At 61.1% G+C, this 25,316-nt stretch carries 21 protein-coding genes; 3 read left to right on the top strand and 18 right to left on the bottom strand.

The window, feature by feature from the left end:
* Window positions 1-250 precede the first annotated feature (250 nt).
* Window positions 251-850, top strand: a complete 600-nt coding sequence (locus tag AYB31_RS17995; protein WP_068830450.1) for a lipopolysaccharide kinase InaA family protein — start codon at window positions 251-253, stop codon at window positions 848-850.
* Here AYB31_RS17995 and AYB31_RS17990 read toward each other — a convergent pair.
* The 18 genes from AYB31_RS17990 to glnE form a co-directional block, all read right to left on the bottom strand.
* Entirely contained in the window at window positions 847-1,983 is a 1,137-nt protein-coding gene (locus AYB31_RS17990) for an O-antigen ligase family protein (RefSeq protein ID WP_161489391.1), read from the bottom strand. The genes AYB31_RS17995 and AYB31_RS17990 overlap by 4 nt on opposite strands.
* A gap of 96 nt (window positions 1,984-2,079) precedes the next feature.
* Window positions 2,080-2,985: a glycosyltransferase family 2 protein gene (locus AYB31_RS17985; RefSeq protein WP_153020745.1), complete on the bottom strand. Its 906-nt coding sequence runs from the start codon at window positions 2,983-2,985 to the stop codon at window positions 2,080-2,082.
* 95 nt (window positions 2,986-3,080) lie between these two features.
* Window positions 3,081-4,031 (bottom strand): glycosyltransferase family protein, encoded by a 951-nt coding sequence (locus AYB31_RS17980; protein ID WP_068830233.1) that lies wholly within the window; start codon window positions 4,029-4,031, stop codon window positions 3,081-3,083.
* A complete protein-coding gene (locus AYB31_RS17975; RefSeq protein ID WP_082805352.1) occupies window positions 4,028-4,906 on the bottom strand; it encodes a hypothetical protein in 879 nt (292 codons plus the stop codon). The genes AYB31_RS17980 and AYB31_RS17975 overlap by 4 nt, the downstream gene beginning before the upstream one ends.
* Window positions 4,903-5,571 (bottom strand): HAD family hydrolase, encoded by a 669-nt coding sequence (locus AYB31_RS21230; protein WP_082805351.1) that lies wholly within the window; start codon window positions 5,569-5,571, stop codon window positions 4,903-4,905. The genes AYB31_RS17975 and AYB31_RS21230 overlap by 4 nt, the downstream gene beginning before the upstream one ends.
* 3 nt (window positions 5,572-5,574) lie before the next feature.
* The gene (locus tag AYB31_RS17970; protein WP_068830231.1) at window positions 5,575-6,312 is read right to left on the bottom strand and encodes a 3-deoxy-manno-octulosonate cytidylyltransferase; all 738 of its coding nucleotides are present in this window, start codon (window positions 6,310-6,312) and stop codon (window positions 5,575-5,577) included.
* A gap of 14 nt (window positions 6,313-6,326) precedes the next feature.
* Window positions 6,327-7,928: an aldolase catalytic domain-containing protein gene (locus AYB31_RS17965; RefSeq protein ID WP_236715580.1), complete on the bottom strand. Its 1,602-nt coding sequence runs from the start codon at window positions 7,926-7,928 to the stop codon at window positions 6,327-6,329.
* A 16-nt stretch (window positions 7,929-7,944) separates the two neighbouring features.
* Complete coding sequence (locus tag AYB31_RS17960) at window positions 7,945-9,096, bottom strand: glycosyltransferase (protein WP_068830228.1); 1,152 nt, start codon at window positions 9,094-9,096, stop codon at window positions 7,945-7,947.
* Window positions 9,083-10,837: a carbamoyltransferase family protein gene (locus AYB31_RS17955; protein ID WP_068830227.1), complete on the bottom strand. Its 1,755-nt coding sequence runs from the start codon at window positions 10,835-10,837 to the stop codon at window positions 9,083-9,085. The genes AYB31_RS17960 and AYB31_RS17955 overlap by 14 nt, the downstream gene beginning before the upstream one ends.
* Window positions 10,838-10,979: 142 nt before the next feature.
* Window positions 10,980-12,401, bottom strand: coding sequence for a lipopolysaccharide kinase InaA family protein (locus tag AYB31_RS17950; protein WP_068830225.1), 1,422 nt, complete (start codon window positions 12,399-12,401; stop codon window positions 10,980-10,982).
* A complete protein-coding gene (locus AYB31_RS17945; RefSeq protein WP_068830224.1) occupies window positions 12,401-13,144 on the bottom strand; it encodes a lipopolysaccharide kinase InaA family protein in 744 nt (247 codons plus the stop codon). Before AYB31_RS17945 ends, AYB31_RS17950 begins: the two co-directional genes overlap by 1 nt.
* Window positions 13,141-13,875: a lipopolysaccharide kinase InaA family protein gene (locus AYB31_RS17940; protein WP_068830222.1), complete on the bottom strand. Its 735-nt coding sequence runs from the start codon at window positions 13,873-13,875 to the stop codon at window positions 13,141-13,143. Before AYB31_RS17940 ends, AYB31_RS17945 begins: the two co-directional genes overlap by 4 nt.
* Window positions 13,875-14,681, bottom strand: coding sequence for a lipopolysaccharide core heptose(I) kinase RfaP (gene rfaP, locus AYB31_RS17935; RefSeq protein ID WP_068830221.1), 807 nt, complete (start codon window positions 14,679-14,681; stop codon window positions 13,875-13,877). The genes AYB31_RS17940 and rfaP overlap by 1 nt, the downstream gene beginning before the upstream one ends.
* Window positions 14,678-15,799, bottom strand: coding sequence for a glycosyltransferase family 4 protein (locus AYB31_RS17930; protein ID WP_068830219.1), 1,122 nt, complete (start codon window positions 15,797-15,799; stop codon window positions 14,678-14,680). Before AYB31_RS17930 ends, rfaP begins: the two co-directional genes overlap by 4 nt.
* Window positions 15,799-16,803, bottom strand: coding sequence for a lipopolysaccharide heptosyltransferase I (waaC, locus tag AYB31_RS17925; protein ID WP_068830218.1), 1,005 nt, complete (start codon window positions 16,801-16,803; stop codon window positions 15,799-15,801). Before waaC ends, AYB31_RS17930 begins: the two co-directional genes overlap by 1 nt.
* Before the next feature lies 1 nt (window position 16,804).
* Entirely contained in the window at window positions 16,805-17,839 is a 1,035-nt protein-coding gene (gene waaF, locus AYB31_RS17920) for a lipopolysaccharide heptosyltransferase II (RefSeq protein ID WP_068830216.1), read from the bottom strand.
* A 62-nt stretch (window positions 17,840-17,901) separates the two neighbouring features.
* Window positions 17,902-18,825 carry a branched-chain amino acid transaminase gene (locus AYB31_RS17915; protein WP_068830215.1) on the bottom strand — a complete coding sequence of 308 codons (924 nt, stop codon included), beginning with the start codon at window positions 18,823-18,825 and terminating at the stop codon, window positions 17,902-17,904.
* A 38-nt stretch (window positions 18,826-18,863) separates the two neighbouring features.
* Window positions 18,864-21,770, bottom strand: a complete 2,907-nt coding sequence (gene glnE, locus AYB31_RS17910) for a bifunctional [glutamate--ammonia ligase]-adenylyl-L-tyrosine phosphorylase/[glutamate--ammonia-ligase] adenylyltransferase (RefSeq protein ID WP_068830213.1) — start codon at window positions 21,768-21,770, stop codon at window positions 18,864-18,866.
* A 241-nt stretch (window positions 21,771-22,011) separates the two neighbouring features.
* Between glnE and aceE the strand changes: the two genes are divergently transcribed.
* Both aceE and AYB31_RS17900 read left to right on the top strand, forming a co-directional pair.
* Complete coding sequence (gene aceE / locus AYB31_RS17905; RefSeq protein ID WP_068830212.1) at window positions 22,012-24,657, top strand: pyruvate dehydrogenase (acetyl-transferring), homodimeric type; 2,646 nt, start codon at window positions 22,012-22,014, stop codon at window positions 24,655-24,657.
* Between the two features lie 11 nt (window positions 24,658-24,668).
* Window positions 24,669-25,316 (top strand): biotin/lipoyl-containing protein (locus AYB31_RS17900; protein ID WP_330220006.1); only part of this gene is annotated, 648 nt, incomplete at its 3' end.

Below are 25,316 nucleotides of genomic sequence, written 5' to 3'. Positions count from 1 at the left end.
ACAAACACCTTTCGATGGAGCTCGGAAGCGGAATGCGCTGAGCAACACTGGGATCCGGCAGGGGCACTGGTTCAGTCCGCACCCATTAAACGGGTGGCCGAACTATCCGGTTTTGCGTAATCTGACAGGCTGCTCCACCAAGATTTAGCTCAACATCGCTGCAAGCTGCCTGTCAAAAGCAGTGTCCCTTGAAAGCGCCTATCCTGCGCAGAATTGAAATATCCTCCGTACCCATATGACCATGCCATCCATGCAACCCCTGTCGCACGATGCCTTTGAGCAACTGGTAGCCAACGCCCAGAGTGTTGAGAAAGATAGCTATGGCCCCAAGGTCTACCTGTTCGACAATGGCGACTACCTGAAGCTATTCAGGCGTAAACGTCTCCTTTCCTCTGCATTGCTAGCCCCGTACTCGGTGCGTTTCTGGCGCAACGCAGAGCAGCTCCAGAGCCTAAGTATCCCGACGATTACTCCGCTGGAACTGTTCAAACTCCCCAACCCCGGATGGACTGCTGTTCGCTACAGAGCACTAGCCGGAACTACGCTGAAATCGATCTATGCCCAAGAGCAGGGAATAGATGCCGTATTGCTTGAAAAGCTCGGCGAATTCTTCAGAAATTTACACCGCAAAGGCATCTACTTTCGCTCGATGCACTTGGGCAACATCGTCTTGACACCCAGCGGCGCACTGGGCGTCATCGATATCGCGGACCTGACATTCCAGTCACGCGCTCTGTCACGAAATAAAGCACAACGAAACTTGGCTCATTTCGAGCGTTACCTAAGACACAACGGCCTTATCGCAGGATTCCCATTCGAGGCGCTATGCGAAAGAGTTCTAGCGCCCTAGGTGCCAGCTATCACCTCTAGACTAGTGACCTTACGTGCTGTCGAGATCTTGCGCAGCACGGCCATATTAATGGCGATAGGAATCCATATCAGGAACCAATGCTCCTTGGGCCTCGACATGAAAGAGCCCCCCTCGGTCATCCCAGCCACAAAACCGTAGACCAGCAGGGTCGAGCTAATCAACACTAAACCGGATCCTCGCATACGCCAGGCACTGACCAGACTGTACATGTACATAGCAAGCCAAAGTGCCCCCCCAACCAAACCTGTTCGGTATATGACTCCCAATGTTAGGTTGTGAGGATCCGCCAACAGTCTATTAAGACCTTCTACAGTAATATCGATACCTGCGCCGTAACCATGGCCGAACCATAGAGCGTTCATTATTTGCCGCCAGGCATCTGTCCAAATCAATGGACGATAGGACAAACCTCGCGCGAGCAAGTCCGCACCAAAAAACCACAATCCAACAACGCTAACTATCCCCGCCACCAACGCAAGCCAGAGCACTCGTCGGTCTGCGACCATTATCAGCAACCAAGTGAAACATGCGAACAAAGCCATAAAAGGTGTGCGCGACCCTGTCAGGAACAACAGCAGGAGCAACGGAACCAGCATCATGAGCTTTATGGGCCATAATTTTGCAGAGCTCATGAGCGCTCCCAACCAAAGGGCCGCAAAAAATCCGTACACATGCGACGTCAATAACGGGTTGTACAATGCACCATAGCCTTCCAGCCGCGGTTGCCGACTCTCACCCCAGAGATAGATAGTCATGCTGACCAGCGCGGCGAGAGCAGCTACACCGCCAGCCACGCCTACGGATAGAACCAAGCGTCGCATATCGATATCGCCTAACGCAGCAAACGCCAGAAGCAACATGCAGATATAAAGCGGATGCTTGAGCTTTGAATAGTCCGTGCCCCCCGGAGACCAGGCCAATGAAAGCGCAACGTACGCTGCAAAAGCGACGAACAGCCAGAACAGAGGGACCTGCTGCAAGAAAAGGAATTTACGCCAACAAACGAGCACGACAATGAGCGTCGGCAAAGCAAGGGTTAGATAATACAACCTGTGATAAAGCGAGCGATCTCCAATCCAGAACATCCCAGTCAAAAGCAATACCAACGCCACAGGCAGCCAGTACCGGGTATATCTCTCATACAACGTCTCACACCGCATACGTGAAAATCCAACCTACGAAATTTTTCTAGCGCACCCGAAAGCCAACTAGGAGAACAATAAGCGCCAGATACCACGAGTCACCTTGGCGTTCCAGTTGCACAACGGCAACTCTCTCAGCAATTCACGCGCAAGAGCCTTATCACGACTAGAAGCCTTAAGAAACATGGATGTCATATACTTTAATCTGACACTCGTGTAGGCCGGATGATCGGAAAACAGTGCGTAGGTCTTCAGCATATTCTCCACCATAAAACGCAAGTGCTTATACGTATTGCTTTCATGCTTGCGATAATCCGCCAATACATCCGGCAGAATATCGATAAAGTATCCAGCCTTGAGAATACTCAGACAGATGTATACATCCTCTAGGCGAATGTCTGGATCGAACCCCCCTACAGCTTCCAGAGCCTCACGCCTGAACATCAGAGTAGCAGCCTGCGGTCCTGGCTTAAGGTCGAGAAAAAGGTCATCGAAGTCCAAACGCCGAAAAGGTAGATGACGCTGTTTCTGCTCTTTATCCGGCAACGACACGCCATTGGCGTCAATGATATCGATATTAGCCGAGCAGATACCTACTTCTGGCTTGCCTAGCATGTACGCCACCTGAACAGCCAAACGCTGAGGGCGCATGACATCATCAGAACCAAAAGGCACGATGAGACTGCCCTTGCTTTGGGCAATGGCTGCATTGAGCGTCCTGCTCAATCCACAGTTTTGCTGGGCCCGAAAGTCGAAGCCATATTCAGCCTGTAGACGAGTGATTAGCTCGACACTGTCATCACTGGAGCCATCGTCAACCACCAGCAGTTCAAAGTTAGAATAGGTCTGCCCCATCGCACTACGAATGCTGGCCTCAATATAAGGCGCGTGATTATAGGAAGCGATAATTACCGAAACCAGAGGCAAATCCCGTTCCTCGGAACTATCGGAAAACTGACCTGATTCACTCACCTGTAACTTCCCTTAACATACTCAAGAACACGATCATCACCACTCCCCGCCAAGCAAGAAAATGAAAACGGGTAAAAAGCATCAGGAAACATCACCTAAAAACCTAGCCATGCCAACCAGCCGGTTCGGCGATCAGGGATTCTGAGTGCAGGCTGCATTACGTCAACTATTTTGCGGCCAACATTATTGAAACTATATTGTTCTTCAGCCGTTAAGCGCCCGGCTTGCGCAATACGCTGCGCCAGCTCTGGATCCGCCCGTAGCTGCGAAAGTTTTTCCCTCAACTGATCCACTGTCCGGTACAGAACCACATTCTGCATATCGACGAACCCAAGGGTCGAACTCTCCAGTTCACCATGATCATAGGCGAGCAGCACACAGCCACAGGCCATCGCCTCGAAATTCTTGATCATGTATTCTCCCATTCCCACATCTGCACTGACGAAGAAACGGATGCGGTTCAAGGTATCGCAATACTCTTCGCCGGATTTGGTCTTGGTCACGAGCAGATCCTCGTGCCACCCCAATTCATCAAGCAACGCCTTGCGACCGCTATACGCTACGCTCTTGGTACTCCCAACAAACCCCAATTCAATATCGCGCTCTCGGCCTTGATAAGAGAGCAAGACTTGATCATATCCCTTAGGAACGAAGCAGGCATCGAAGCCTTCTTCGCGCAAACGCTGACTCACTTGGGCACCGGAGCTGATGATGCGCACCCACGGCATACGTCGATAGTGAGCACTGAATTTCCCCGTGTATTTGCACGGGATATAATTCTGATAGGCATCATGCTCCAGTATCACCACGTTGGGCAGCGTACGAATAAAGCGCCATTGGCGTATTTCTTTCTTGAACCGCAGAAAGAAAAGAATTCTGTCGTATTTAGAAACATCGACCTGCTGATGAAAATATCGCTTCAGATTGGCTTGTTCATCGCTCGTCAACCAGCGGATATCACAGCTATCACAAGCGCCTGCAATACCTTCGTATAGGCGATCCAATATTGCCCGCTGCTCGGCCTGCACCAAAAAAAGAACTTTCAAATGCTAAGCCCCTCTACTTCCGTTAACCCCAGAATCCCATCGAGCTCGGAAAAACCGATCTTGGGCAGCACATCCGACGGCAATCGACTGTTGGGCGATAAATTGAAAACCTGAAAGTCACGACCCAAAACCTGACTGGACATCAACTTGAAATGCGGCAGGATAAGGTCCTCATAGTCTTCGTCTAGGCGACTGGGTATACGCATACCCTTAGGGTCGTAAAAGTGCCCAAGCGATGCCTGCAGATCCATTCCAACCATGAATACCTGGTTGAAGCCCAAATAGCAGGCCAACTGGATCGCTGCGTAGGCAATGGTTCGGCACGAGAAGTAGCCGGCCGAAAAGTTACGACTGAATCCCACCCTGCTACGTTTCTGGCTAAACAACGAACGCTGGATGACATAGTCGGGATTGTTGCGCTCCTGCCACGCAAAACGCCAATCACTGAGACGGGCAACACCCCTCCAGCGATTGACTCTCTCGGCCACAAACATTCGACTGAGCCAGACGGCTTCGGCCTCTTTTTCCGCCAGACTCTCCAAGGCATCGGGCCCCATGACGGAGAACTCGGATCGCCGCACCCCCTCTGCGACAAGATCACTTTTTCCAGCTGCAACACTGCTGTCATCACAAAGAAAGAACACGGGGTTGATACCCATTGGAAAACAGGCAATCGATCCGTTGACCGCCATCATGGGTACAGCGCGATAGCGCTCGATGGGAAAGTTCTTTACCGAAGGTCCAGAGGCCACGATAAAAACTGGCCCGGCATACTTATTCTTGAGAGCAGTCAGATCGCCAAGCGATCTACATCCAAACGCCTCGAGTTCTATTTCCGCATGCTTGTCACGCTGACGTATGTGCAGCCTGCTCATAGTGAACTCCATGCACGCGACAAGGCAGCAACATCTTCAAAACTAGCTAACGACTCACGCTGGCAATAATCCCGCCATTCCGGAAACTCGCTCCAGCGAGAGAGAAAAACGAAATCCAAACCTGCCTGCTTGGCGCATACATGGTCGAAACGACTATCACCAATGAATAACGCAGGCAGTTGAATTTCCCCCAAAGAAAGTGCATTCAACAGAATCCGATCCTTGGGTGTCGGACTGCCATATATTCCTTGGTCGAAATAATCTGATAGCCCACGCACTTGGAACACTGCCCGAAGTTCCTGCTGGTCGCCACCGGAGGCTACAAGCCACCGGCTTGAACGAGTTGCTTGACGAAGCTGGGCCAACCCATCTGCAACAGCACAATTCAGCAAGCCCTCTCGGACCTTGCTCGCATAGTTCTGCAAAAGCTGCTCAATTTCCTGAGGATAAGCCTCACGCCTCAGAATAGCGCTGAATAGGTGGCTGAACTTCTGGTAGCGAGAAACCCCACCGTTGCTCACATGGTAGTCGACGAACCTAGCTGAAATCTCCGCCCCGTAGCACTCGGTTACCGCGCCAAATGCTTGAGTTTTGACCGCATTGGAATCCAATAGAACACCATCACAATCAAAAACCAACGAGGCATATTGAGTCAGTGATGGCATGAGCTAAAGACCTCGCTTACGAATTGCCAACTCTGCACGCTCAACATCCTCAGGATTATCGACGGCAATCGATTCGCGAGACATCTCCAGCATGCGAACTTCCCAACCCAGCTCCAGAAACCTCAGTATCTCAATGTCCTCGATAGACTCCAGTGGAGTCTTGACACTCGACATAGAAAATGCCTGCAGCGCTGCTCGCGGGAAGGCATAGATGCACACCTGACGGTACCCCCCTACAAACTCGCCCTGTTTGTTGCCCGGTATGGGCGCCCGCGACATATAAAGGAGGCGGCCATCCGGGCGTAACACCACCTTTGGCGTACTGCTGCTGAAAAACTGCTCACTCTCGTCGATCCCACAGTAGCCATTTAAGACTTCCCCTGGAAACCTAGATGCTGCCTCGACAATGCTGCGCAAATCGTCCGGATTCATTACAGGCTCATCACCCTGTACATTGATCAAGACATCCGCCTCCAACTGTTCTGCACATTCAGCGACTCGGTCAGTCCCGGTCAGGCATGCCGAAGACGTCATCAATACCTGCATACCCCACTGCTTACAGGTTTCCCGAATACGCACATCATCAGTAGCCACATAGATCCGTTCAGCCGGGCAGACCTGAAGGCAGCGCTGCCAGGTACGAACGATCATGGGCACGCCATCAAGCAGCACCAGAGGCTTGCCAGGCAACCGACTGGAAGCGTAGCGAGCAGGGATAATCACCGCATAGTTGGCCGTCATGACATGCCCTTTGCTTACAGCGCGTATACAGAAGAAATGGGGAGCTGCAGTCGCGTCGGGGTAATCGCGAGCAGCTCAGGAACCCCAGGCTGCGCTTGAAACAGCTCCAGAGTCTGATCAAGTTCATGATTGCGCGGATCCTCACTGGCGTATCCGTCGAAGCCGGCAAGCAGAATTCGAGAAACCCCGCCGCTCGCTAATAGCGCCAGCGCGTAGCTGAGCGCCAGCGTGTTAGGTACGGTGCAATGAGACTCTGCAAACTCGAAAGTACCTGGGCAAACGCTAATGCCGAAGTCCAGTAGCGTGAGATCTCCCAGCGCGTCGCGCAGACCTGACGGCAGCATGGAAGCAGGTGTAATCAGGGGTTGGCGCAACCCAGCATAATCACGCAAATCAGCCATCAAACGTAAAGGGTGGCAGGCAATGCGCAAGTCAACGACAGCATCGTCCAGCCTTGACTGGGTGTTGAGCGCTACGACGACTGGATTGCGCTGGCGAATATAGCGTTCCAGCGCCCGCCGATGACGCACGACTCCAGGACCAGCACCGATCAGGAGCGCTTCACGCCCGCTCAATGTATCTCGCGGCGCCCAGGAACCACTTATCTCGCCATAGTAGAAATGCCGCGCAGCCTCAAGCGTATCCGAACTGAACGTTCTGGCTCCTTGATCCTTAAGTGCTTCCAGCGTAGTGGCCAGATCAGCTCCGCTGTAGCGCGAGTCCCCCAACATTTCCTGAACATAGGTAGGGTGAATGCCGTACTTGCCGGCAATATAGTAGTAGCTATTAGTTCCCCAACCGAAGACTTGCTGCATCGGCAAAAAGTCCTGACTGACAAGCTTCAACAGTGGCGCAGTATTGGCGTCGACTCGTTGCTCGGCGAACTCGAGCACTAGGTATTCGGTTTTAGCATTACCCGGCCCACGCCCCATCCCCGTAACCGTAGAGTCAACCCAGGTCACGCCATCGGAAATAGCCTGCAAGGTATTGGCATGAGCCAGCGCACGATTATCATGCGCATGAATACCCAGGGCACCAGCCCAGTGCTGACGCAGCGATGCAACGACCGTGCTGACCTGAGCGGGGCTCATCCCCCCGGTGCTGTCGGCAAAATACAAGACCTCCACGACATCGACCGGAATTACCGAGACATGGGAAACCAGATCATCAACGGAACACTCAGCGATCTGCATGATATTCAGGCCAATACGATAGCCTTGAGTTTTCAACCAACGGCATGCTTCGAGCACACCGGAAACCTCACGCAAGTGACAAGCGACCCGCACCAGCTCAATTGGCGACTCAGCAGCGGGACCGAAGAGCAGCTTAACCGCTGCATTAGGGCCATCAGCATGTTTGAGCAACTCAGCAGCGTTGACCATAACCCCATAACGCAGCTCTTTAGGGAGCCCTAGGTCCTTGAGATGATCGTCACGAGAAAACGCATAAGGCCCGAAAAAGCCGGGGCGTGCGAAGCCTCTGAGTCCTAGCTCGACATAATCGACCCTGGCCGCGGCCATGGCATGCAAGTACCGCTGCACTAGGTCCTGCTCAAAGTCCCAACTGTTGTAGTAGCCACCATCTCGGAGTGTGCAATCAAGCATAACGACAGACATATTTCGCTCCCGAGAATCAGCCATCTGCCATCGTGGCAGATGGGCCGATCAATTGACTCACAGTCGCCAACCGCCAAAAACACTCCCTAGCTGCGGCATCGGAAAAAAAGCGGCATAGCCGCTTGGCCATTACATCGGAATTTTGATGAGAGCCGGCCTGCGTCACCAGGCATTGACACAGACCCGCAACATTCTGCATCGCAAACAGACCCTCCGGGTCTCCCACAACTTCCGGGGCACCTCCGCAATCTGTTGCCAGAACTTGAATGCCTGCCGCCATAGCCTCCAACAGCACCATGCCAAACGGCTCGTGGTCGGAGGTCAGTGCGAACACATCGAACGCCTTGAAATAACGCCGGCCGTTGGCCACCTGACCGAGGAAGCGCACAGCATCGCTGGCACCCAGCTCGGCCGCGAGGGCCTTGAGCTGGGCCTCCAGCCGGCCACTGCCCATGATCGCCAGCAGACTGCCGCCAGGCAGCTGCGGCAGCGCCTGAGCGAAGCCGCGGATCAATGTGGCCTGGTCCTTGTCCGGATGCAGACGGCCGACGTTGCCGACCACCCAGGCGTCCTGGGGCAAGCCCAGATGCTCGCGAGCCTGCTCGCGAGAAACCTGTTCGGCCTGCACGGCCTCGATGTCGATGCGGTTGTACAGGGTCTCGATACGTTCGGCGGGCCAGGATGGCAGGCAGGCGCGCATGTCGTCGCGTACGGCATTGGACACGCCGAGCAGGCTCAGACGCTTGCGGAAAACGTTGGCGAACAGCTGCCGGGAGCGCCGTTTGTAGTCGCCGAATGCATGGTGCACGCCGATCACCGGCAGGCCGCTGCCGAGCAGGGCAACGTAAATTGGCTTGAAGCGGTGCGCGATGCACAGGGCGAAGTCGCGCGAGGCGGCGATTCGGCGAAAATCGCGAATCGCGCCCAGCTTGAGACCACGCACCTGACGACTGGAATAGTCGAGAAAGATCACCTCGTCGGAAGCCGAGCCGCGCTCGACTTCTGCCGAAGGCGCGCCGGTCAGGTAGACGGTGCAGACCTTGTATGGCGTGCCCTTGAACAGCACTGCGTATTGCCGCGCACAATCCAGGAACGGGCCGTCATAGCCGTGGCAGAACTGCAGAATCCAGCGCTGCGCCTGGCCCGAGGCCTGCTCAGACGCCGTCATACCAGTCCTTGCCGTCCTTGACCACGAGGATGTCTTCCATGATCAGGTACTGCAGATCAGAGCCGTAGAACATGTTCAGGGCATCGGTCGGCGAGCAGATCATCGGCTCGCCGCGGCGATTGAGCGAAGTGTTCAACGACACGCCGTTGCCGGTCAGCTTCTCCAGCTCGACCATCAGGTCATACCAGCGCGGGTTGTACTCACGCTTGAGCACCTGGGCGCGCGAGGTGCCGTCCTCGTGCACCACTTCGCCGACCCGGTTTTTCCACTCCTCGTTGACCTCGAAGGTGAAGGTCATGAAGGGGCTCGGGTGGTCGACCTTGAGCATCTGCGGCGCCACGGTGTCGAGCATCGACGGGCAGAAGGGCCTCCAGCGCTCGCGGAACTTGATCTGCTCGTTGATGCGGTCGGCCACGCCCGGCACGCTCGGACAGCCGATGATCGAGCGGCCACCGAGGGCGCGCGGGCCGAACTCCATGCGGCCCTGGAACCAGGCCACCGGGTTGGCGTCGACCATGATCTTGGCAATGCGCTGCTCGACGTTGTCGATCTGCTTGAACTTGGGCGCATTCGGGTGTTTGGCACAGGCGGCGATGACGTCTTCGTTGGAGTAGGACGGGCCGAGGTAGACGTGCTCCATCTTCTCCACCGGCACGCCACGCGCCACCGACACATAGGCGGCGGCACCAACCGCAGTGCCGGCGTCGCCGGAAGCCGGCTGCACGAACAGTTCCTTCACGTCATCGCGAGCGATGATCTTCTGGTTCAGCTTGACGTTCAGCGCGCAGCCGCCGGCGAAGGCGATTTTGCCGGTCTCCTTGAGCACGTCGCCCAGGTAGTACTCCATCATCTCCAGCGCCAGCTTCTCGAACAGCGCCTGCATGCTGGCGGCGTAGTGGATGTAGGGGTCGTCGGCGATGTCGCCCTGGCGTTTCGGCCCCAGCCAATCGATCAGCTTGGGCGAGAAGTAGTAACCCTTGCCGTTTTCCTTGTAGCGACGGAAGCCGATGACGTTGGCGTAGTCGGTGTTGATCACCAGCTCGCCGTTCTCGAACTTGGCCAGACGCGAGAAGTCATACTTGGCGGCGTCGCCGTAGGGCGCCATGCCCATGACCTTGAACTCGCCGTCGAGCATCTCGAAGCCCAGGTATTCGGTGATCGCGCCATACAGACCGCCCAGCGAATCCGGATCGTAGAACTCCTTGATCTTGTGGATCTTGCCGTTCTCGCCGTAGCCGAAGAAGGTGGTGGCGTACTCGCCCTTGCCGTCGATGCCGAGAATCGCGGTCTTCTCGGTGAAGCCCGAGCAATGGTAGGCGCTGGAGGCGTGGGCCAGGTGATGTTCGACCGGCTCGATCTTGACCTTTTTCAGGTCGAAGCCCAGCTGCTCCAGGCACCACTGGATTTTCTTGTGGTAGCGCTTGTAGCGGCGATTGCCCATGAGGATCGCATCGAGGGCGCGATCCGGTGCGTACCAGTAGCGCTTGGCGTATTGCCAGCGGGCCTTGCCGAACAGACTGATGGGGGCGAAGGGGATGGCCACTACGTCGACATCCGACGGCTTGATCCCGGCCTGTTCCAGGCAGAACTTGGCGGACTCGTAGGGCATGCGGTTTTTCGCATGCTTGTCGCGCACGAAGCGCTCTTCCTCGACCGCCGCGATCAGTTTGCCGTCGATGTACAGGGCAGCGGACGGGTCATGGCTGAGCGCGCCGGACAGGCCGAGAATGGTCAATGCCACGGGAAAGCCTCTTTACAGCTACGGGCGGACAACGCCGCCGGGACAGATGGAAGGGCGAAACTGCTTTCGCCCGAACAAAGCCGGGGATTATAGCGACAGACACCCGTGACGGGTATCGCCGAGCGCCGACCGCGCGGTCGCGTCAGAGACGCGGCAGGCGGGCGTCCAGCAGACGATGCAACGCCGACTCGGCCGGCCAGTTGCGCAGGAAGCGCGCACGATCACGGGCATAGGCGCGGGCGAAGCCGCTCCGCCCGGCGTGCTGGCGCATGGCGTCCAGATCGATCAGGCTCCAGCGGCCGGCATCCCAGAACAGGTTGTGACCTTTGAAGTCGCCGTGACTGATGCGCTCGCGGATCAGTGCGGCGAACAACCGGTCCAGCGCCGCCAGCTCGGCCTGCGGCGGACAACCATCGACATGCGGCGCGAAACGCGCGATCAGGTCCTCGCCACCGCAGTACTCGGTCACCAGGTAGGCACGACCGCGCAGCCCGCACCAGCGCCGTTCGATTACCGCCAGCGGGCGCGGCGTGGCGATGCCCAGCAGCGTCAGGCGATTGCCCTCGACCCAGCTGTGCCAGGCCCGGCTGGGGCGCCAGAAGCGCTTGAGCCAGTGCAACCAGTTCTTGATGTTGTAGCGCTTGACCACCAGCGGCCGGCCGTTCAGCTCGACGCGGGCGACGGTGGCGGCGCCTCCGGTCTTGTAGAGATGGCCGGCGTCGATGCACGCATCGATCTCACCCAGCAGCGGCGTCAGCTCGGCGTCCTGCTCGCGGCGCACCACGCGCAAGCCAAAGGCACCGATCTTCGCCGCGAACAGGCTGCAATCGCGACCGACCTTCTTCAGGTAGTCGCGCAGGCGCCAGCGCCGCACCTTTTCCACTTCCTTGAGCAGGGCCTCCAGCGGCAGGGCATGTTCGCCGTTGGCCAGCAGGTAGTGCACCAGCAACTCCTCGGTGAAAGGCTCCAGCTCGGCCGGCAGCTGGGCGAAGAACACTCCGAGGTTTTCCAGCACGCGCTGGCGCGACAGCGGCTGGCCGGCCATTTCGACCTGTACGCCGCCGCCATCGATGACGAACAGACTTCCCTCATGCCGCAGCAGGTTGTCCAGGTGCAGATCGGCCTGCCACAGACCCTTGGCATGCAGCTGGCCAATGGCACTCAAGGCCTCGCCCAGCACCGCCTGCTGTGCGTCCGACAGCCACGGTTCGCGCTCGACGGCGCGCCAGGCGTCCCACAGGCTCTCGGCCCCCTCCAGATAGTCGAACAGCAACCAGCCGCCCTGCCCGGCCGCGAAGCCTTCGGCCAGCAGCGCCGGCGTGAGCAGCCCCTGTTCGGCCAGCAGGCGCGCACCGGTGAGTTCGCGCTGGAAGTGCCGCTCGGCCTTGCCGCCGACCAGCAGCTTGGCCAGCACCGCGCGGCCTTGCCAGCGGGCCAGACCGACATAGCGCTGCCCCGGCAGCACCCGCAGCAGACGCTCCACAACCAGCGCCTCGCCACCCAGCTGCAGCTGTAGCGGCAGTGCAGGCGTGCGCCCGGCGTGCAGTAGCTCGGCCAGCTGCATCAGCGCGATTCCTTGTGCCGGCGCCGCGCCCCGAGGCGCTGGCCCCAGCGCTCGAGATCCCCCGCCTGGCCCAGGTAGGCGGCCAGCAGCTGGCGCACCTCGTCCTCGCTCCAGACGCTGGCGCGGCGCAGCAGCGGCTCCAGATCCTTGATCCGATCGCGCTCACCGAGCAGCAGCGGACGGGTCTTCTCCAGGTCGATCAGCTGCGCCGCGAAGCCCTCACCGTCCTCTTTCAGGAAGATGTGCTTGGGGTAGAAGCAGCCGTGCACCTGGCCGGCGGCGTGCAGACGCTGCGCCAGCGCACCACAGGCGCGCAGGATGGCGCGGCGACGGACATCATCCAGTTGCGCCCAGACCTGCAGCCAATGGTCCAGATCCTGCCAGCCATCCAGCGCACGAGTAAGGAGAATGGCGCGGCGCTCGCCGGGCAGCCGCCGCTCGGCGAAGAAGGCCGCCCGCAGCGCGGGAATGCCCAGCTCGGCATAGCGGCGGATATTGCGGAATTCGCGGGCGAAGGTCGGCTCGCCCAGCGGGCGCAGCAGGCTACGGGTCAGGTGGTTGCTCTGGCGCTTGAGGTAATAGGCAGCCTCTCCCAGGTCCAGGCGGTAGACACTGCTCCAGCCACCGCGCTCGGTGTTGGGCTCGTCCACCGCTTCCAGCTGCAGCGCCCACAGTGCGTCGTAATCGGCCAGTCCGTGGCTTTCGAGGATGGCGCGATCCTCCGCGGCGATAAAGTCGCTCATTCCCTGCCCTCGAAGAATTGCAGAATCTTGCGGATAAGGCGTTTGTCGGTGCCGTCCAGGCGCGAGCCACCGCTGTATTGCAGGTAGAAGCGCAGACGCTGGGTGCGTGACAGCTGGTATTTGGCCACCTTGTCCAGGCAGGCCAGGTCCTTGACGATGCGGTAATCGAGCAGCGGTCCCCACCAGAAACCGCCGGTGGGGCAGTCGATGAAGAACAGCTCGGCGCGATCATTGACCAGCAGGTTGCGCCACTTCAGGTCGTTATGAACGAAGCGATGAGCGTGCAGCGTGCGTGTCGCCGCGGCCAGCTGCTGACTGATTCGCCGCACCCACACGCCGTCCTTGAGACGTGCATCGCCACACTTGGCCAATAAGGCCATATCCTGGGTGTTCTTCAGCTCTCGGGTGATCAACGCGCCGCGCACGAACGCCCCTAGGCGCCGCTCCAGGCCGTAGCCGACGATCTCGGCGGTAGGAATACCCCACTTCGCAAAGCGCTTGAGGTTCTGCCACTCGGCCTTGACTCGCGGCCGACCGAGATAACGACGCAACCCCTTGCCGGCGCCCCAGTAGCGCTTGACGTAGTAGCGCACACCATCCCGCTCGATCAGGATCACCTCGGACAGCGGGTCCTTGGTCAGCCGCTTGCCTTCAAGGGCAAAAACCCGCTGCAGATCACCAAAATCATCCGCCAGCTGCGCATAGGCCGAGGCCAGGTTCCAACCAGCCATCAGAGCGCATCCCCGTAGCGCTGCTTGCGCGCGTAGAGCTTGTCCGCCTTGCGCTCCAGCCAGGCCAGCAGCCGCGCCTCGTCGCGCAGGATGTCGCGCAGCGGGCGCTGAAAATAGGTGCGCAGGAAGCGCAGCTTGTCGCGGCGGGTCAGGCCGATGTCCAGGGCAGAGAAATACAATGCAGCCAGGTCCTTGTTGCGCCAGCGGGTCGGCGTGGCAGCGCGCACCTGGGCACGGTGCAGGTCGATCACCGACAGGCGGAAATCGTCCGCCGTCACCGGCTTGTCGGTATGCAGCAGGAAGTGACAGATATAGCAGTCGCGATGGTTGACCCCGGCGCGATGCATGGCGCCGGTCATCCGCGCCACCTCGGCGATCAACGCGCGCTTGAGGCGTGGCTCGGGCGGCTGCTGCAACCAGTTCAGGCTCAGCTGCTCCAGATCGGTGGTTGGTGCCAGTTCCTCGGTGACGATAAAGGAGTGCTGTGCCGCCGGGCTACCACCACGCTCGCCATAGGCCACGGCGGTCATGGTCGCCACGCCGGCCTCGGTCAGGCGCTGGATTGCCCGCCACTCCTGGCCGGCACCGAGTACCGGCAACTTGGCGCTGAGCAGGTTCTTGACGATCTCGCCCCAGCCGATGCCGCGGTGGATCTTGACGAAATAGCCGCGCCCCTCGACCTCGGTGCGCAGGGTGCGGCGCCCTTCCAGCTCGCGATAGACCTTGCCCTGCAGCGCCTCGACGGCGACGAAGGGGTCCTTTGCGGCCCACAGGCTCTTGAAGGGTTCGGCGAGGATCAGCTTCATGCCCGCTCCGCCAGGATCACATCGGCCGCGTGCTGCGGCATGGAGTACAGGTCGGCAGTATCGGCAAAGGCCAGCGCATTGCGGCTCCAGCGCTGGCGAGCCGCATCGTCGGCCAGCATCTCGGCCAGCAGGCGGTTGAGTTCGTCCTGAGCGAACGGGCTGGACAGCACGCGGCCGGCATCCGCTTCGGCGATGTAGTGGGCGTAGCCGCACACCGCACTGACCAGCACCGGCAGGCCGGAGACCACGGCCTCCAGCAGCACGGTACCGGTGTTCTCGTTGTAGGCCGGGTGGACCAACAGGTCGGCACCGAGCAGGAAGCGCGGGATGTCGCTGCGCCCCTTGAGGATCTGCACCTGATCGGACAGCCCCAACGCCTTGACCTGCAGCAGGAAGGGCTTGGGATCGTCCTGGCCGATGGCGATCAGTCGGGTACGTTTTTTAAGCTCGCGTGGCAGGGCGGCGAGCGCCTTGAGGCTGCGATCCAGGCCCTTGGTCTTGAAGCCCGAACCGATCTGCACCAGCAGCAGGTCGTCGTCGGCCAGCTTGAACTCACGGCGGAACTCGGCGCGAATCTCGCCGGCATTGGCCGGGGCGCGGCGATCCTGGGCGATACCAGGCGGCAGCAGATGAAAACGCGCCTCTGGGGTCTGGTAATGCTTGATGAACAGCGGCTGCTGCACCTCGGAGATCATCAGGATCTCGGTCTTCGACTCGGGCGCAAACACCGCGCGCTCGTAGTCGGCGAAGTGCTTGTAGCGCCCCCAGCGCTTGTAGATCGGCGCGCGCAAGGTCTGCGCCTTGTCTTCGTAGCAGCCGTCGGCGGCGTAGTAGACATCCAGGCCCGGCATCTTGTTGAAACCCACCACCCGGTCCACCGGGTCGCGCGCCAGGTCCGCCGCCAGCCAGGCGCTGAACTTCTCGTTGCGATGGTGATTGAAGAAGGCCTTGATCGGCGCCACTCGCACATCGAAACCCGGCGGCACCTCGCCTTCCCAGATCGGTGTGTAGACGCGGATGGCGTGGCCGCGCGCCTGGCATTCCAGGGCGATGCGCATGAAGTCACGCTGCAGGCCACCAAAGGGGAAATACTTGTACAGCACGAAGGCCAGTTGCATCACACGGCCTCCTGCAGGTTCAGCAGCAGGGCATTCAGTTCGTGCCCGACACGCTCGGCGCCCAGCCCGTCGAAACAGGGCTTGTTGCGATCACCCAGGCCGGCATCGGGACCGGTCGCACACAGGTGCACCTGGCCACGGCCATAGGCGCCGACCTTGCCCGGCAGGGTCGGGCCGTAGAGGGAAATGGTTGGTACGTCGAGCGCCGCCGCCAGGTGACCGAGACCAGTGTCGACGGCCACGCAGGCGGTGGCTCCCGCGATCACCTTGGCCACACCGGCCAGGTTGAGCCTGGGCAGCACGGCGGCACCGGGGATGCCGGCGACTATGCGCTCGGCGCGAGCGCGCTCGCTGTCGTTGCCCCAGGGCAGGCGAATCGCCCAGCCCTGCCCGGCCATGCGCTCGGCCAGGGCGCGCCAGTCGGCCTCCGGCCAGTGCTTGCTAGCCCAGGTGGTGCCGTGCAGGAACAACAGATACGGCGCCTGGGAGACGTCGGCCATCGCCGCGCGATCCAGACCGTAGTCGCCGATGCCCTCGGGCAGGGCATAGCCCAGCGCCTGGGCGAACAACTGACGGGTGCGCTCCAGAGCGTGCTGATCCTTGGCCACCGCATAAAGGTGATCATAGAAGCGACAGGCGATCGGCTCGCGCGCCGAGTCGCGATCCAGGCCGACCACCGGCGCCTTGCTGTAGCGGGTGAGAAAGGCGCTCTTGAACAGGCCCTGGGCATCGATGACCAGGTCGTAGTCGGTTTCGCCGAGGCGCTGCTTGAAACGCCGCCACTCGCCGCTCTTCCAGGTCTGCAGCAGGTGCTTGCGCCAGCGGCGGATGGCCACCGGAATCACCTGGGCCACGGCCGGATGCCAGGCCGGAATCTCGGCGAAGCCCTCTTCCACCACCCAGTCGAACTGGATGCCGGGAATCGCCCGCGCCGCGTCGGTCAACGCCGGTAGGGTATGAATCACGTCGCCGAGCGATGACGTTTTTATCAACAGAACCCGCAAGCTATTGCACCTCGACTGGGTCGGCAACCAGGCGCTGCAGCGCCTCGATCACCGGGCGCGGCTTGAGCTCGCGCAGGCAGTTGTAGTGGCCGAAGCGACAGGTACGGTCGAAGCAGGGACTGCAGTCCAGGCCCAGGCGCACGATCTCCACCTGGTCCGCCAGCGGCGGGGTGAACTGTGGCGAGGTGGAGCCGTACACCGCCACCAGTGGGCGGTTCAACGCGGCGGCCACATGCATCAGGCCGGAGTCGTTGGCAACCACGGCGCCAGCGGCGGACATCAGGTCGATGGCTTCGGCCAGCGACGTTTCGCCGGCCAGGTTGACCACCTCCTCGCGCAGGCCGGGAATCAGGCGCTGGCGGATATCCTCGCAACCAGGATGATCATTCTTCGAGCCAAACAGCCACACCTGCCAGCCGGCGCGAATCTTCAGCTCGGCGACTTTGGCGTAGTGCTCGGCCGGCCAGCGCTTGGCCTCGCCAAACTCGGCACCGGGGCACAGCGCCAGCACCGGACGATCCAGACTCAGGCCGAACTTGGCCAGGGCGGCGGCACGGCTGGATTCGTCGATGACCAGCCGTGGCTGTGGATAAGGTTTGGGCAGCTCGGCATCGGGCTCGTAGGCCAGGGCCATGAAGCGCTCGATCATCAGCGGCAAACGCTCTTTATCCAGCGTGCGGATGTCGTTGAGCAGGCCGTAGCGCATCTCGCCCTTCCAGCCGGTGCGCTGGGGAATACCGGCAAAGAACGGCACCAGGGCCGACTTCAGCGAGTTGGGCAGCAGGATCGCCTGGTCGTACTGACCGGCCAGCGACTTGCCGATCTTGCGCCGGGTGGCGATATCCAGCACACCGTGGCCAAGCGGGAAGCTCAGCGCCGCGCGCACCTCAGGCATGCGCTCGAGGATCGGCCGGCTCCACTCGGGCGCCAGCACGTCGATCTCGCAACCGGGATGGCGCTGTTTGAGGCAGACGAACAGGGTCTGCGCCATCACCATGTCACCGACCCAGCTGGGCCCAACGATCAGTATTTTCATGCTCTTTCCAGAAACGATCGGGGAGGCTCAGAGCCTCCCCGTCATGTCCCTTGACGACTGTCTTACTTAACCAGAGTGCGCCATTCGGCATGGGCACTGGTCTGGCCGGTAACCAGATCGAAGTAGGCCTTCTGCAGCTTCTCGGTAACCGGGCCACGGCTGCCGATGCCAATGGCGCGACCGTCCACCTCGCGGATCGGCGTGACTTCGGCGGCGGTGCCAGTGAAGAAGGCCTCGTCGGCGATATACACCTCATCGCGAGTGATGCGCTTCTCGACCACCTTGATGCCCAGCTCTTCGGCCAGGGTCAGGATGGTGCTGCGGGTGATGCCGTTGAGGCAGGAGGTCACTTCCGGGGTGTACACCACACCATCCTTGACCAGGAAGATGTTCTCGCCCGAACCCTCGGCCACGTAGCCCTCCGGGTCCAGCAGCATGGCCTCGTCGGCACCACCGGAAATGGCCTCCTGCAGGGCCAGCATCGAGTTGATGTAGTTGCCGTTGGCCTTGGCGCGGGTCATGGAGATGTTGACGTGGTGACGGGTGAAGGAGCTGGTGCGCACCTTGATGCCCTTCTGCAGGGCTTCTTCGCCCATGTAGGCACCCCAGTGCCAGGCAGCCACGATCACCTGTACTTTCAGGCCGCTGGCGCGCAGGCCCATGGCTTCAGATCCGTAGAACACCATCGGGCGGATGTAGGCCGTTTCCAGGTTGTTCTCACGCACGGCAGCACGGGTGGCTTCGTTGATCTCTTCCTTGGTGAAGGGGATCTTCATGCCCATGATGTGGGCCGAGTCGAACAGGCGATCGGTATGCGCCTGCAGGCGGAAGATGGCGGTGCCCTGCGGAGTGTTGTAGGCACGCACACCTTCGAACACACCCATGCCGTAGTGCAGGGTATGGGTCAGCACGTGGGTGGTGGCTTCGCGCCACTGCACCAGTTCGCCGTCATACCAGATCACGCCATCGCGGTCGGCCATCGACATCTTTGCCACTCCTCAGTGTTCATCAGTTCAGGGGTCGGTCAGTTCAGGCCCAGCTCGCGCCACAGGCGCATCACGCTGCGCCGCTCGGACTCGAACTGGTCTCCCGCGACCTTGCCCGGTTGTTTCTGCAACGCCTGCCGGTGGGCAGCGGAGCGATAGGCCTTGTAGGCCTCCTGCAACAGTTCGACGTCGGCGGCGGGCAGCAGGCCCACGTCGCGCAAACCGTCGAGAATGCGGATGTTGTCGGTGTAGCGATGCAGCTCGGGATGCTGCCCCGACCACGCCAGGGCCGCGTATTGCACCATAAATTCGATATCGACGATACCACCGGCATCCTGCTTCAGATCGAAGGAAACCGCCGCTTCGAAGGCATTTTCCGCCGTGCCGGCAGCCGTTTCCCGGGTGCCCAGGTTGTCGCGCATCTTCGCCCGCATCTCGCTGACTTCGGCCCGCAACTTGGGTAGGTCGCGCGCCCGGCCGAGCACCTTGGCGCGCACCTGCTCGAAGGCCGTAGCGACCCGCGCACAGCCGACCAGCACTCGGGCGCGCACAAGAGCCTGGTGCTCCCAGGTCCAGGCTTCGTTTTCCTGATAGCGCTGGAAGGCCCCCAACGAGCTGACCAGCAGCCCCGCCGCGCCGGACGGGCGCAGGCGCATGTCCACCTCATAGAGCTGGCCGGAGTTGGTCTGCGCAGTTAATAGATGAATGATGCGCTGGCCCAGGCGGGCGAAGAACTGCGCACCATCAATGGGCTTGGCGCCGTCGGTCTCGGCCTGGGAGTCGCCGTCATGAATGAACACCAGATCCAGGTCCGAGCCGTGACCCAGCTCCAGGCCACCCATCTTGCCGTAGCCGACGATGATGAAATCCGGATCGCACTGACTGCCATCGGCGCGAAGCGGCGCGCCATGCTTGGCCACGCACTGACGCCAGGCCAGGGCCAGTACCTGGTCGAGAATCGCCTCGGCCAGCCAGGTCAGATAGTCGGAGACCTTCATCAACGGCAGCGTGCCGGCGATTTCCGAGGCGGCCACGCGCAGGCCGTGGGCCAGCTTGAAGTGGCGCAGGGCTTCCATCTGCTGTTCCAGGTCATCCTCGGGAATCCGCGTCAGCCGCTCGCGCAGCTCGGCAGCCAGCTCCGGCGCCAGCGGCGGACTGAACAGCCGTCCTTCATTCAGCAGTTCGTCGAGCAACAGCGGGAAGCGGGTGATCTGCTCGGCAATCCACGGGCTGGCCGCGCACAGGGTCATCAGCCGTTGCAAGGCACCGGGATTCTCGGTCAGCAGCACCAGGTAGGCAGAGCGCCGCGCCACCGCCTCGACCAGTGGCAGCACCCGCTCCAGCACCAGGTCCGGATTGTCGTGCTCCACTGCCTGCGCCAGCAGGCGTGGCACGAAAGCATCCAGGCGTTCGCGCCCCAGGCGCTGCATGGTGCGCACCTGAGAGCCAGCGCGCAGATCGGTCAGGCGCTTGAGCGCCGCCGCTGGCTCGGTAAAACCCGCCTCGGCCAGTTGCCGCTCGGCCATTTCCTCATCCAGCGCGTCTTCCCATAGCGGCAGCCATTCGCTGCCGACGCACAGTTCGACTTCGCCCTCTTCATCCTCGTCAGGGTCGGCAATGACCTGGCGGAAGTGCCACTCGATACGCCCGCGCCAATGCATCAGGCGCTCATGGAAGGCGGCCCAGGAGGCGAAGCCCATGATGCACGCCACCCGCGCACGATCCTGCTCGTTGTCCGGCAGCATCTGCGTCTGCCGGTCATCGATGGCCTGCAGGGCATGTTCGACGTAGCGCAGAAACTCGTAGCCCTGGCGCATCTCGTCGATGATCGCTGCCGGCAGGTAGCCCTGGCCTTCCAGCGTCGCCAGCACCTTGAGCAGCGGTCGTTGCTGCAGGCTGAGATCGCGTCCACCGTGGATCAACTGGTAGGCCTGGGCGATGAACTCGATCTCGCGAATGCCGCCGGAACCCAGCTTTATATTGTCGGCCATGCCCTTGCGCCGCACTTCCTGCTGGATCAGCAGCTTCATCGCCCGCAGCGCCTCGATGGCGGAGAAGTCCAGATAACGCCGATAGACGAAGGGCCGCAGCATTTCCAGCAACTGCTTGCCGGCAGCCTGATCGCCACCGACCACGCGCGCCTTGATCATGGCGTAGCGCTCCCAGTCGCGCCCCTGGTCCTGGTAGTACTGCTCAAGCGCATTGAAGCTGAGCACCAGGGCGCCGGACGAGCCATAAGGGCGCAGGCGCATGTCAACGCGGAAGACGAAGCCGTCGGCGGTGATCGGGTCCAGCGCCTTGATCAGCCGCTGCCCCAGACGAATGAAGAACTCCTGGTTATCCAGCGAGCGCTTGACGCCCTCGGTCTCGCCGCCCTCCGGGTAACCGAAGATCAGGTCGATGTCGGAAGACAGGTTCAGCTCGTGAGCACCGAGCTTGCCCATGCCGAGGATGACCATGTGCTGCGCCTCGCCGCTACGGCGGCCAATGGGCGTGCCGAACTGCTCGCAGTGTCGCGGGTAGAGCCAGTGGTAGGCCAGGTCAATGCAGGCATCGGCGAGGTCGGACAGATCGCGACAGGTCTCGGCCAGATTGGCCTGGCGACTGATGTCGCGCCAGATGATGCGCACCTGCTGGCGGTTGCGGAAGCGGCGCAGGCGCCGACCCAGCTCGTCCTCGTCGGCACAGTCGGCCAGCAGCGCCTGCAGTTGCGCGCGCAGTTCGCCGACGGCAAAGGCGCGTTCCAGGTCGCCACTGGCGGCCAGGCTTGGTAGCAGCTCTCTATCACGCGCTGCCTGCTCATAGACGAAGTCGCTGGTGGCGCACAGCCGCGCCAGGATTTCACGCCGCGCAAGCGGCCAGTCCGCCGGCACAGGCAGAGCAGCAGCACGTTCGGCAAGAGGTTGCAGAGAGGTCGGCAGGGCGGCCAGTGGCGGCAGGCTCATGGTCTATCCTTGAGGGCGGAAAGGCGCCACGTGCCACTGGCAGGAGCGCTTTCCAGCGTTCACTTTGTGTAGTTTTACTACTAAAGATTGTGTCCCGGGCGCTGCATTAGCCATCGAAATGTAGTAAAACTACAGGCCGGCCAATCAACTCCGGCCAATAACGACTTCACGTAGCCCGCCCAGAAAGCGTGCACGAGCCCAGGCCTCCGATTCTGGAAGCCTTTCCGCCCTGGAGCAAGCCATGCAAGACCTCGATCCCGTCGAAACCCAGGAATGGCTGGACGCCCTCGAGTCCGTCCTCGACAAGGAAGGCGAAGACCGCGCCCATTATCTGCTGACCCGCATGGGTGAACTGGCCACCCGCAGTGGTACCCAGCTGCCCTATGCGATCACCACGCCCTACCGCAACAGCATCCCGGTCGGCCACGAGGCGCGCATGCCCGGCGACCTGTTCATGGAGCGGCGCATCCGCTCGCTGGTACGCTGGAACGCCTTGGCGATGGTGATGCGGACCAACCTGAAAGATCCGGATCTGGGCGGCCACATCTCCAGTTTCGCCTCCTCGGCGACCCTCTACGACATCGGCTTCAACTACTTCTTCCAGGCTCCTACTGCGGAGCATGGTGGCGACCTGATCTTCTATCAGGGCCACGCCAGCCCCGGCATCTACGCCCGCGCCTTCCTCGAAGGGCGCATCAGCGAAGACCAGATGAACAACTTCCGTCAGGAAGTGGACGGCAACGGTCTGTCCTCCTACCCGCACCCCTGGTTGATGCCGGACTTCTGGCAGTTCCCCACCGTGTCCATGGGCCTTGGCCCGATCCAGGCCATCTACCAGGCGCGCTTCATGAAGTACCTGGAAAGCCGCGGCTTCATCCCCGCCGGCAAACAGAAGGTCTGGTGCTTCATGGGCGACGGCGAGTGCGACGAGCCGGAATCCCTCGGCGCCATCTCCCTGGCCGGCCGCGAGAAGCTGGACAACCTGATTTTCGTCATCAACTGCAACCTGCAGCGCCTCGACGGCCCGGTTCGCGGCAACGGCAAAATCATCCAGGAGCTGGAAGGCAACTTCCGCGGCGCCCAGTGGAACGTCAACAAGGTGGTCTGGGGCCGCTTCTGGGACCCGCTGTTCGCCAAGGACAAGGACGGCCTGCTGCAGCGCCGCATGGACGAAGTGGTCGACGGCGAGTACCAGAACTACAAGGCCAAAGATGGCGCCTATGTGCGTGAGCACTTCTTCAACAGCCCCGAGCTGAAGGAGATGGTCAAGGACCTCTCCGACCAGGAGATCTGGAACCTCAACCGCGGCGGCCACGACCCGTACAAGGTCTATGCAGCCTACCACCAGGCGGTCAACCACAAGGGCCAGCCGACCGTGATTCTGGCCAAGACCATCAAGGGTTATGGCACCGGCGCCGGTGAAGCGAAGAACACCGCGCACAACACCAAGAAGGTCGATATCGAGAGCCTCAAGCAGTTCCGCGACCGCTTCGACATCCCGGTCAACGACGCCGACCTGGAGAACCTGCCGTTCTACAAACCGGCCGAAGGCAGCGCCGAGGCCAAGTACCTGCACTCGCGCCGCGAAGCCCTCGGCGGCTACGTGCCGCAGCGCCGCGCCAACAGCTTCAGCATCCCGACGCCACCGCTGGAAACCCTCAAGGCCATCCTCGACGGCTCGGGCGACCGCGACATCTCCACCACCATGGCCTTCGTGCGCATCCTCGCGCAGCTGGTCAAGGACAAGGATCTCGGCCAGCGCATCGTGCCGATCATCCCGGACGAGGCGCGCACCTTCGGCATGGAAGGCATGTTCCGCCAGCTGGGCATCTACTCCTCGGTCGGCCAGCTCTACGAGCCGGTGGATAAAGACCAGGTGATGTTCTACAAGGAGGACAAGAAGGGCCAGATCCTCGAAGAGGGCATCAACGAAGCGGGCGCCATGAGCTCGTTCATTGCCGCCGGCACCTCGTACTCCAACCACAACCAGCCGATGCTGCCGTTCTACATCTTCTATTCGATGTTCGGCTTCCAACGCATCGGTGACCTGGCCTGGGCCGCCGGCGACAGCCGCTGCCGCGGCTTCCTGATCGGCGGCACCGCCGGGCGCACCACGCTCAACGGCGAAGGCCTGCAGCACGAGGACGGTCACAGCCACATCATGGCCGCGACCATCCCCAACTGCCGCACCTACGACCCGACCTACGGTTATGAACTGGCGGTGATCATCCGCGAGGGCATCCGCCAGATGACCGAGGAGCAGCAGAACGTCTTCTACTACATCACCGTGATGAACGAGTCCTACGTCCAGCCGGCCCTGCCGCAGGGCGCCGAGGAAGGCATCATCAAGGGTATGTACCTGCTCGAAGAGGACACCAAGGAAGCCGCCCATCATGTGCAGCTCCTCGGCTCCGGCACCATCCTGCGCGAGGTGCGCGAGGCGGCGAAGATCCTGCGCGAGGAGTTCAACATCGGCTCCGACGTCTGGAGCGTCACCAGCTTCAACGAACTGCGCCGCGAAGGCCTGGCCGTGGAGCGCAAGAACCGCCTGCACCCGGAACAGAAGCCGCAGCAAACCTATGTCGAGCAGTGCCTGTCCGGCCGCAAGGGCCCGGTGGTGGCCAGCACCGATTACATGAAGCTGTTCGCCGAACAGATTCGCCAGTGGGTTCCGGTCAAGGAATACAAGGTGCTCGGCACCGACGGCTTCGGCCGCAGCGACAGCCGCAAGAAGCTGCGCCACTTCTTCGAGGTGGACCGCTACTGGGTAGTGCTGGCCGCGCTGGAGGCACTGGTCGACCGTGGCGAAATCGAAGCCAAGGTGCTGGCCGACGCCATCGCCAAGTTCGGCATCGATCCCAATAAAGCCAACCCCCTGGACTGCTAAGGAGCGTAGCGATGAGTGAGTTGATTCGCGTACCCGACCTCGGCGGCGAAGGCGAGGTCATTGAACTGCTGGTCAAGGTCGGCGACCGCGTCGAAGCCGACCAGAGCATCCTCACCCTGGAGTCCGACAAGGCCTCCATGGAGATCCCTGCGCCCAAGGCCGGTGTGATCAAGGAGCTGAAAGTCAAAATCGGTGATCGCCTCAAGGAAGGCGACGAGCTGCTGGTGCTGGAAGTCGAAGGCGCCGCCGCTGAGGCCGCACCCGCTGCCGAAGCTCCGGCTGCCACCGAAGCGCCCAAGGCCGCCGAGCCGGCTCCTGCGCCAGCCGCCGCACCTGCAGCGGCCCCAGCTACGGCCAGCGTGCAGGACGTGCATGTGCCGGATATCGGCACGGACGGCAAGGTCAAGGTCATCGAGGTGATGGTCAAGGTCGGCGACAGCATCGAAGCCGACCAGTCGCTGATCACCCTGGAGTCGGACAAGGCCAGCATGGAGATCCCCTCGCCGGCCGCCGGCGTGGTGGAGGAAGTGCTGGTCAAGCTGGATTCCGAAGTCAGCACCGGCGACCTGATTCTCAAGCTCAAGGTTGCCGGCGCCGCACCAGCGGCAGCTCCTGCGCCGGCCGCTGCCCCTGCTCCCGCGGCCGCGGCCGCACCGACG

The organism is Pseudomonas sp. BMS12, assembly GCF_001592875.1.
Classification (GTDB): domain Bacteria; phylum Pseudomonadota; class Gammaproteobacteria; order Pseudomonadales; family Pseudomonadaceae; genus Aquipseudomonas.
This window is presented reverse-complemented; position numbering and strand designations above follow the sequence as displayed.

What these genes read in the sequence shown, in the direction of transcription:
- AYB31_RS17915 (WP_068830215.1), bottom strand. Translation starts at nt 18,825, where the DNA reads ATGTCGATGGCCGACCGCGATGGCGTGATCTGGTATGACGGCGAACTG.
- AYB31_RS17930 (WP_068830219.1), bottom strand. Translation starts at nt 15,799, where the DNA reads ATGCAACTGGCCTTCGTGCTGTACAAGTATTTCCCCTTTGGTGGCCTG.
- AYB31_RS21230 (WP_082805351.1), bottom strand. Translation starts at nt 5,571, where the DNA reads ATGCCATCACTGACTCAATATGCCTCGTTGGTTTTTGATTGTGATGGT.
- AYB31_RS17945 (WP_068830224.1), bottom strand. Translation starts at nt 13,144, where the DNA reads ATGAGCGACTTTATCGCCGCGGAGGATCGCGCCATCCTCGAAAGCCAC.
- AYB31_RS17970 (WP_068830231.1), bottom strand. Translation starts at nt 6,312, where the DNA reads ATGACGGCCAACTATGCGGTGATTATCCCTGCTCGCTACGCTTCCAGT.
- aceE (WP_068830212.1), top strand. Translation starts at nt 22,012, where the DNA reads ATGCAAGACCTCGATCCCGTCGAAACCCAGGAATGGCTGGACGCCCTC.
- waaF (WP_068830216.1), bottom strand. Translation starts at nt 17,839, where the DNA reads ATGAAAATACTGATCGTTGGGCCCAGCTGGGTCGGTGACATGGTGATG.
- glnE (WP_068830213.1), bottom strand. Translation starts at nt 21,770, where the DNA reads ATGAGCCTGCCGCCACTGGCCGCCCTGCCGACCTCTCTGCAACCTCTT.
- AYB31_RS17975 (WP_082805352.1), bottom strand. Translation starts at nt 4,906, where the DNA reads ATGAGCAGGCTGCACATACGTCAGCGTGACAAGCATGCGGAAATAGAA.
- AYB31_RS17995 (WP_068830450.1), top strand. Translation starts at nt 251, where the DNA reads ATGCAACCCCTGTCGCACGATGCCTTTGAGCAACTGGTAGCCAACGCC.
- AYB31_RS17960 (WP_068830228.1), bottom strand. Translation starts at nt 9,096, where the DNA reads ATGACGGCGTCTGAGCAGGCCTCGGGCCAGGCGCAGCGCTGGATTCTG.
- AYB31_RS17940 (WP_068830222.1), bottom strand. Translation starts at nt 13,875, where the DNA reads ATGGCTGGTTGGAACCTGGCCTCGGCCTATGCGCAGCTGGCGGATGAT.
- rfaP (WP_068830221.1), bottom strand. Translation starts at nt 14,681, where the DNA reads ATGAAGCTGATCCTCGCCGAACCCTTCAAGAGCCTGTGGGCCGCAAAG.
- AYB31_RS17950 (WP_068830225.1), bottom strand. Translation starts at nt 12,401, where the DNA reads ATGCAGCTGGCCGAGCTACTGCACGCCGGGCGCACGCCTGCACTGCCG.
- AYB31_RS17965 (WP_236715580.1), bottom strand. Translation starts at nt 7,928, where the DNA reads ATGTCTGTCGTTATGCTTGATTGCACACTCCGAGATGGTGGCTACTAC.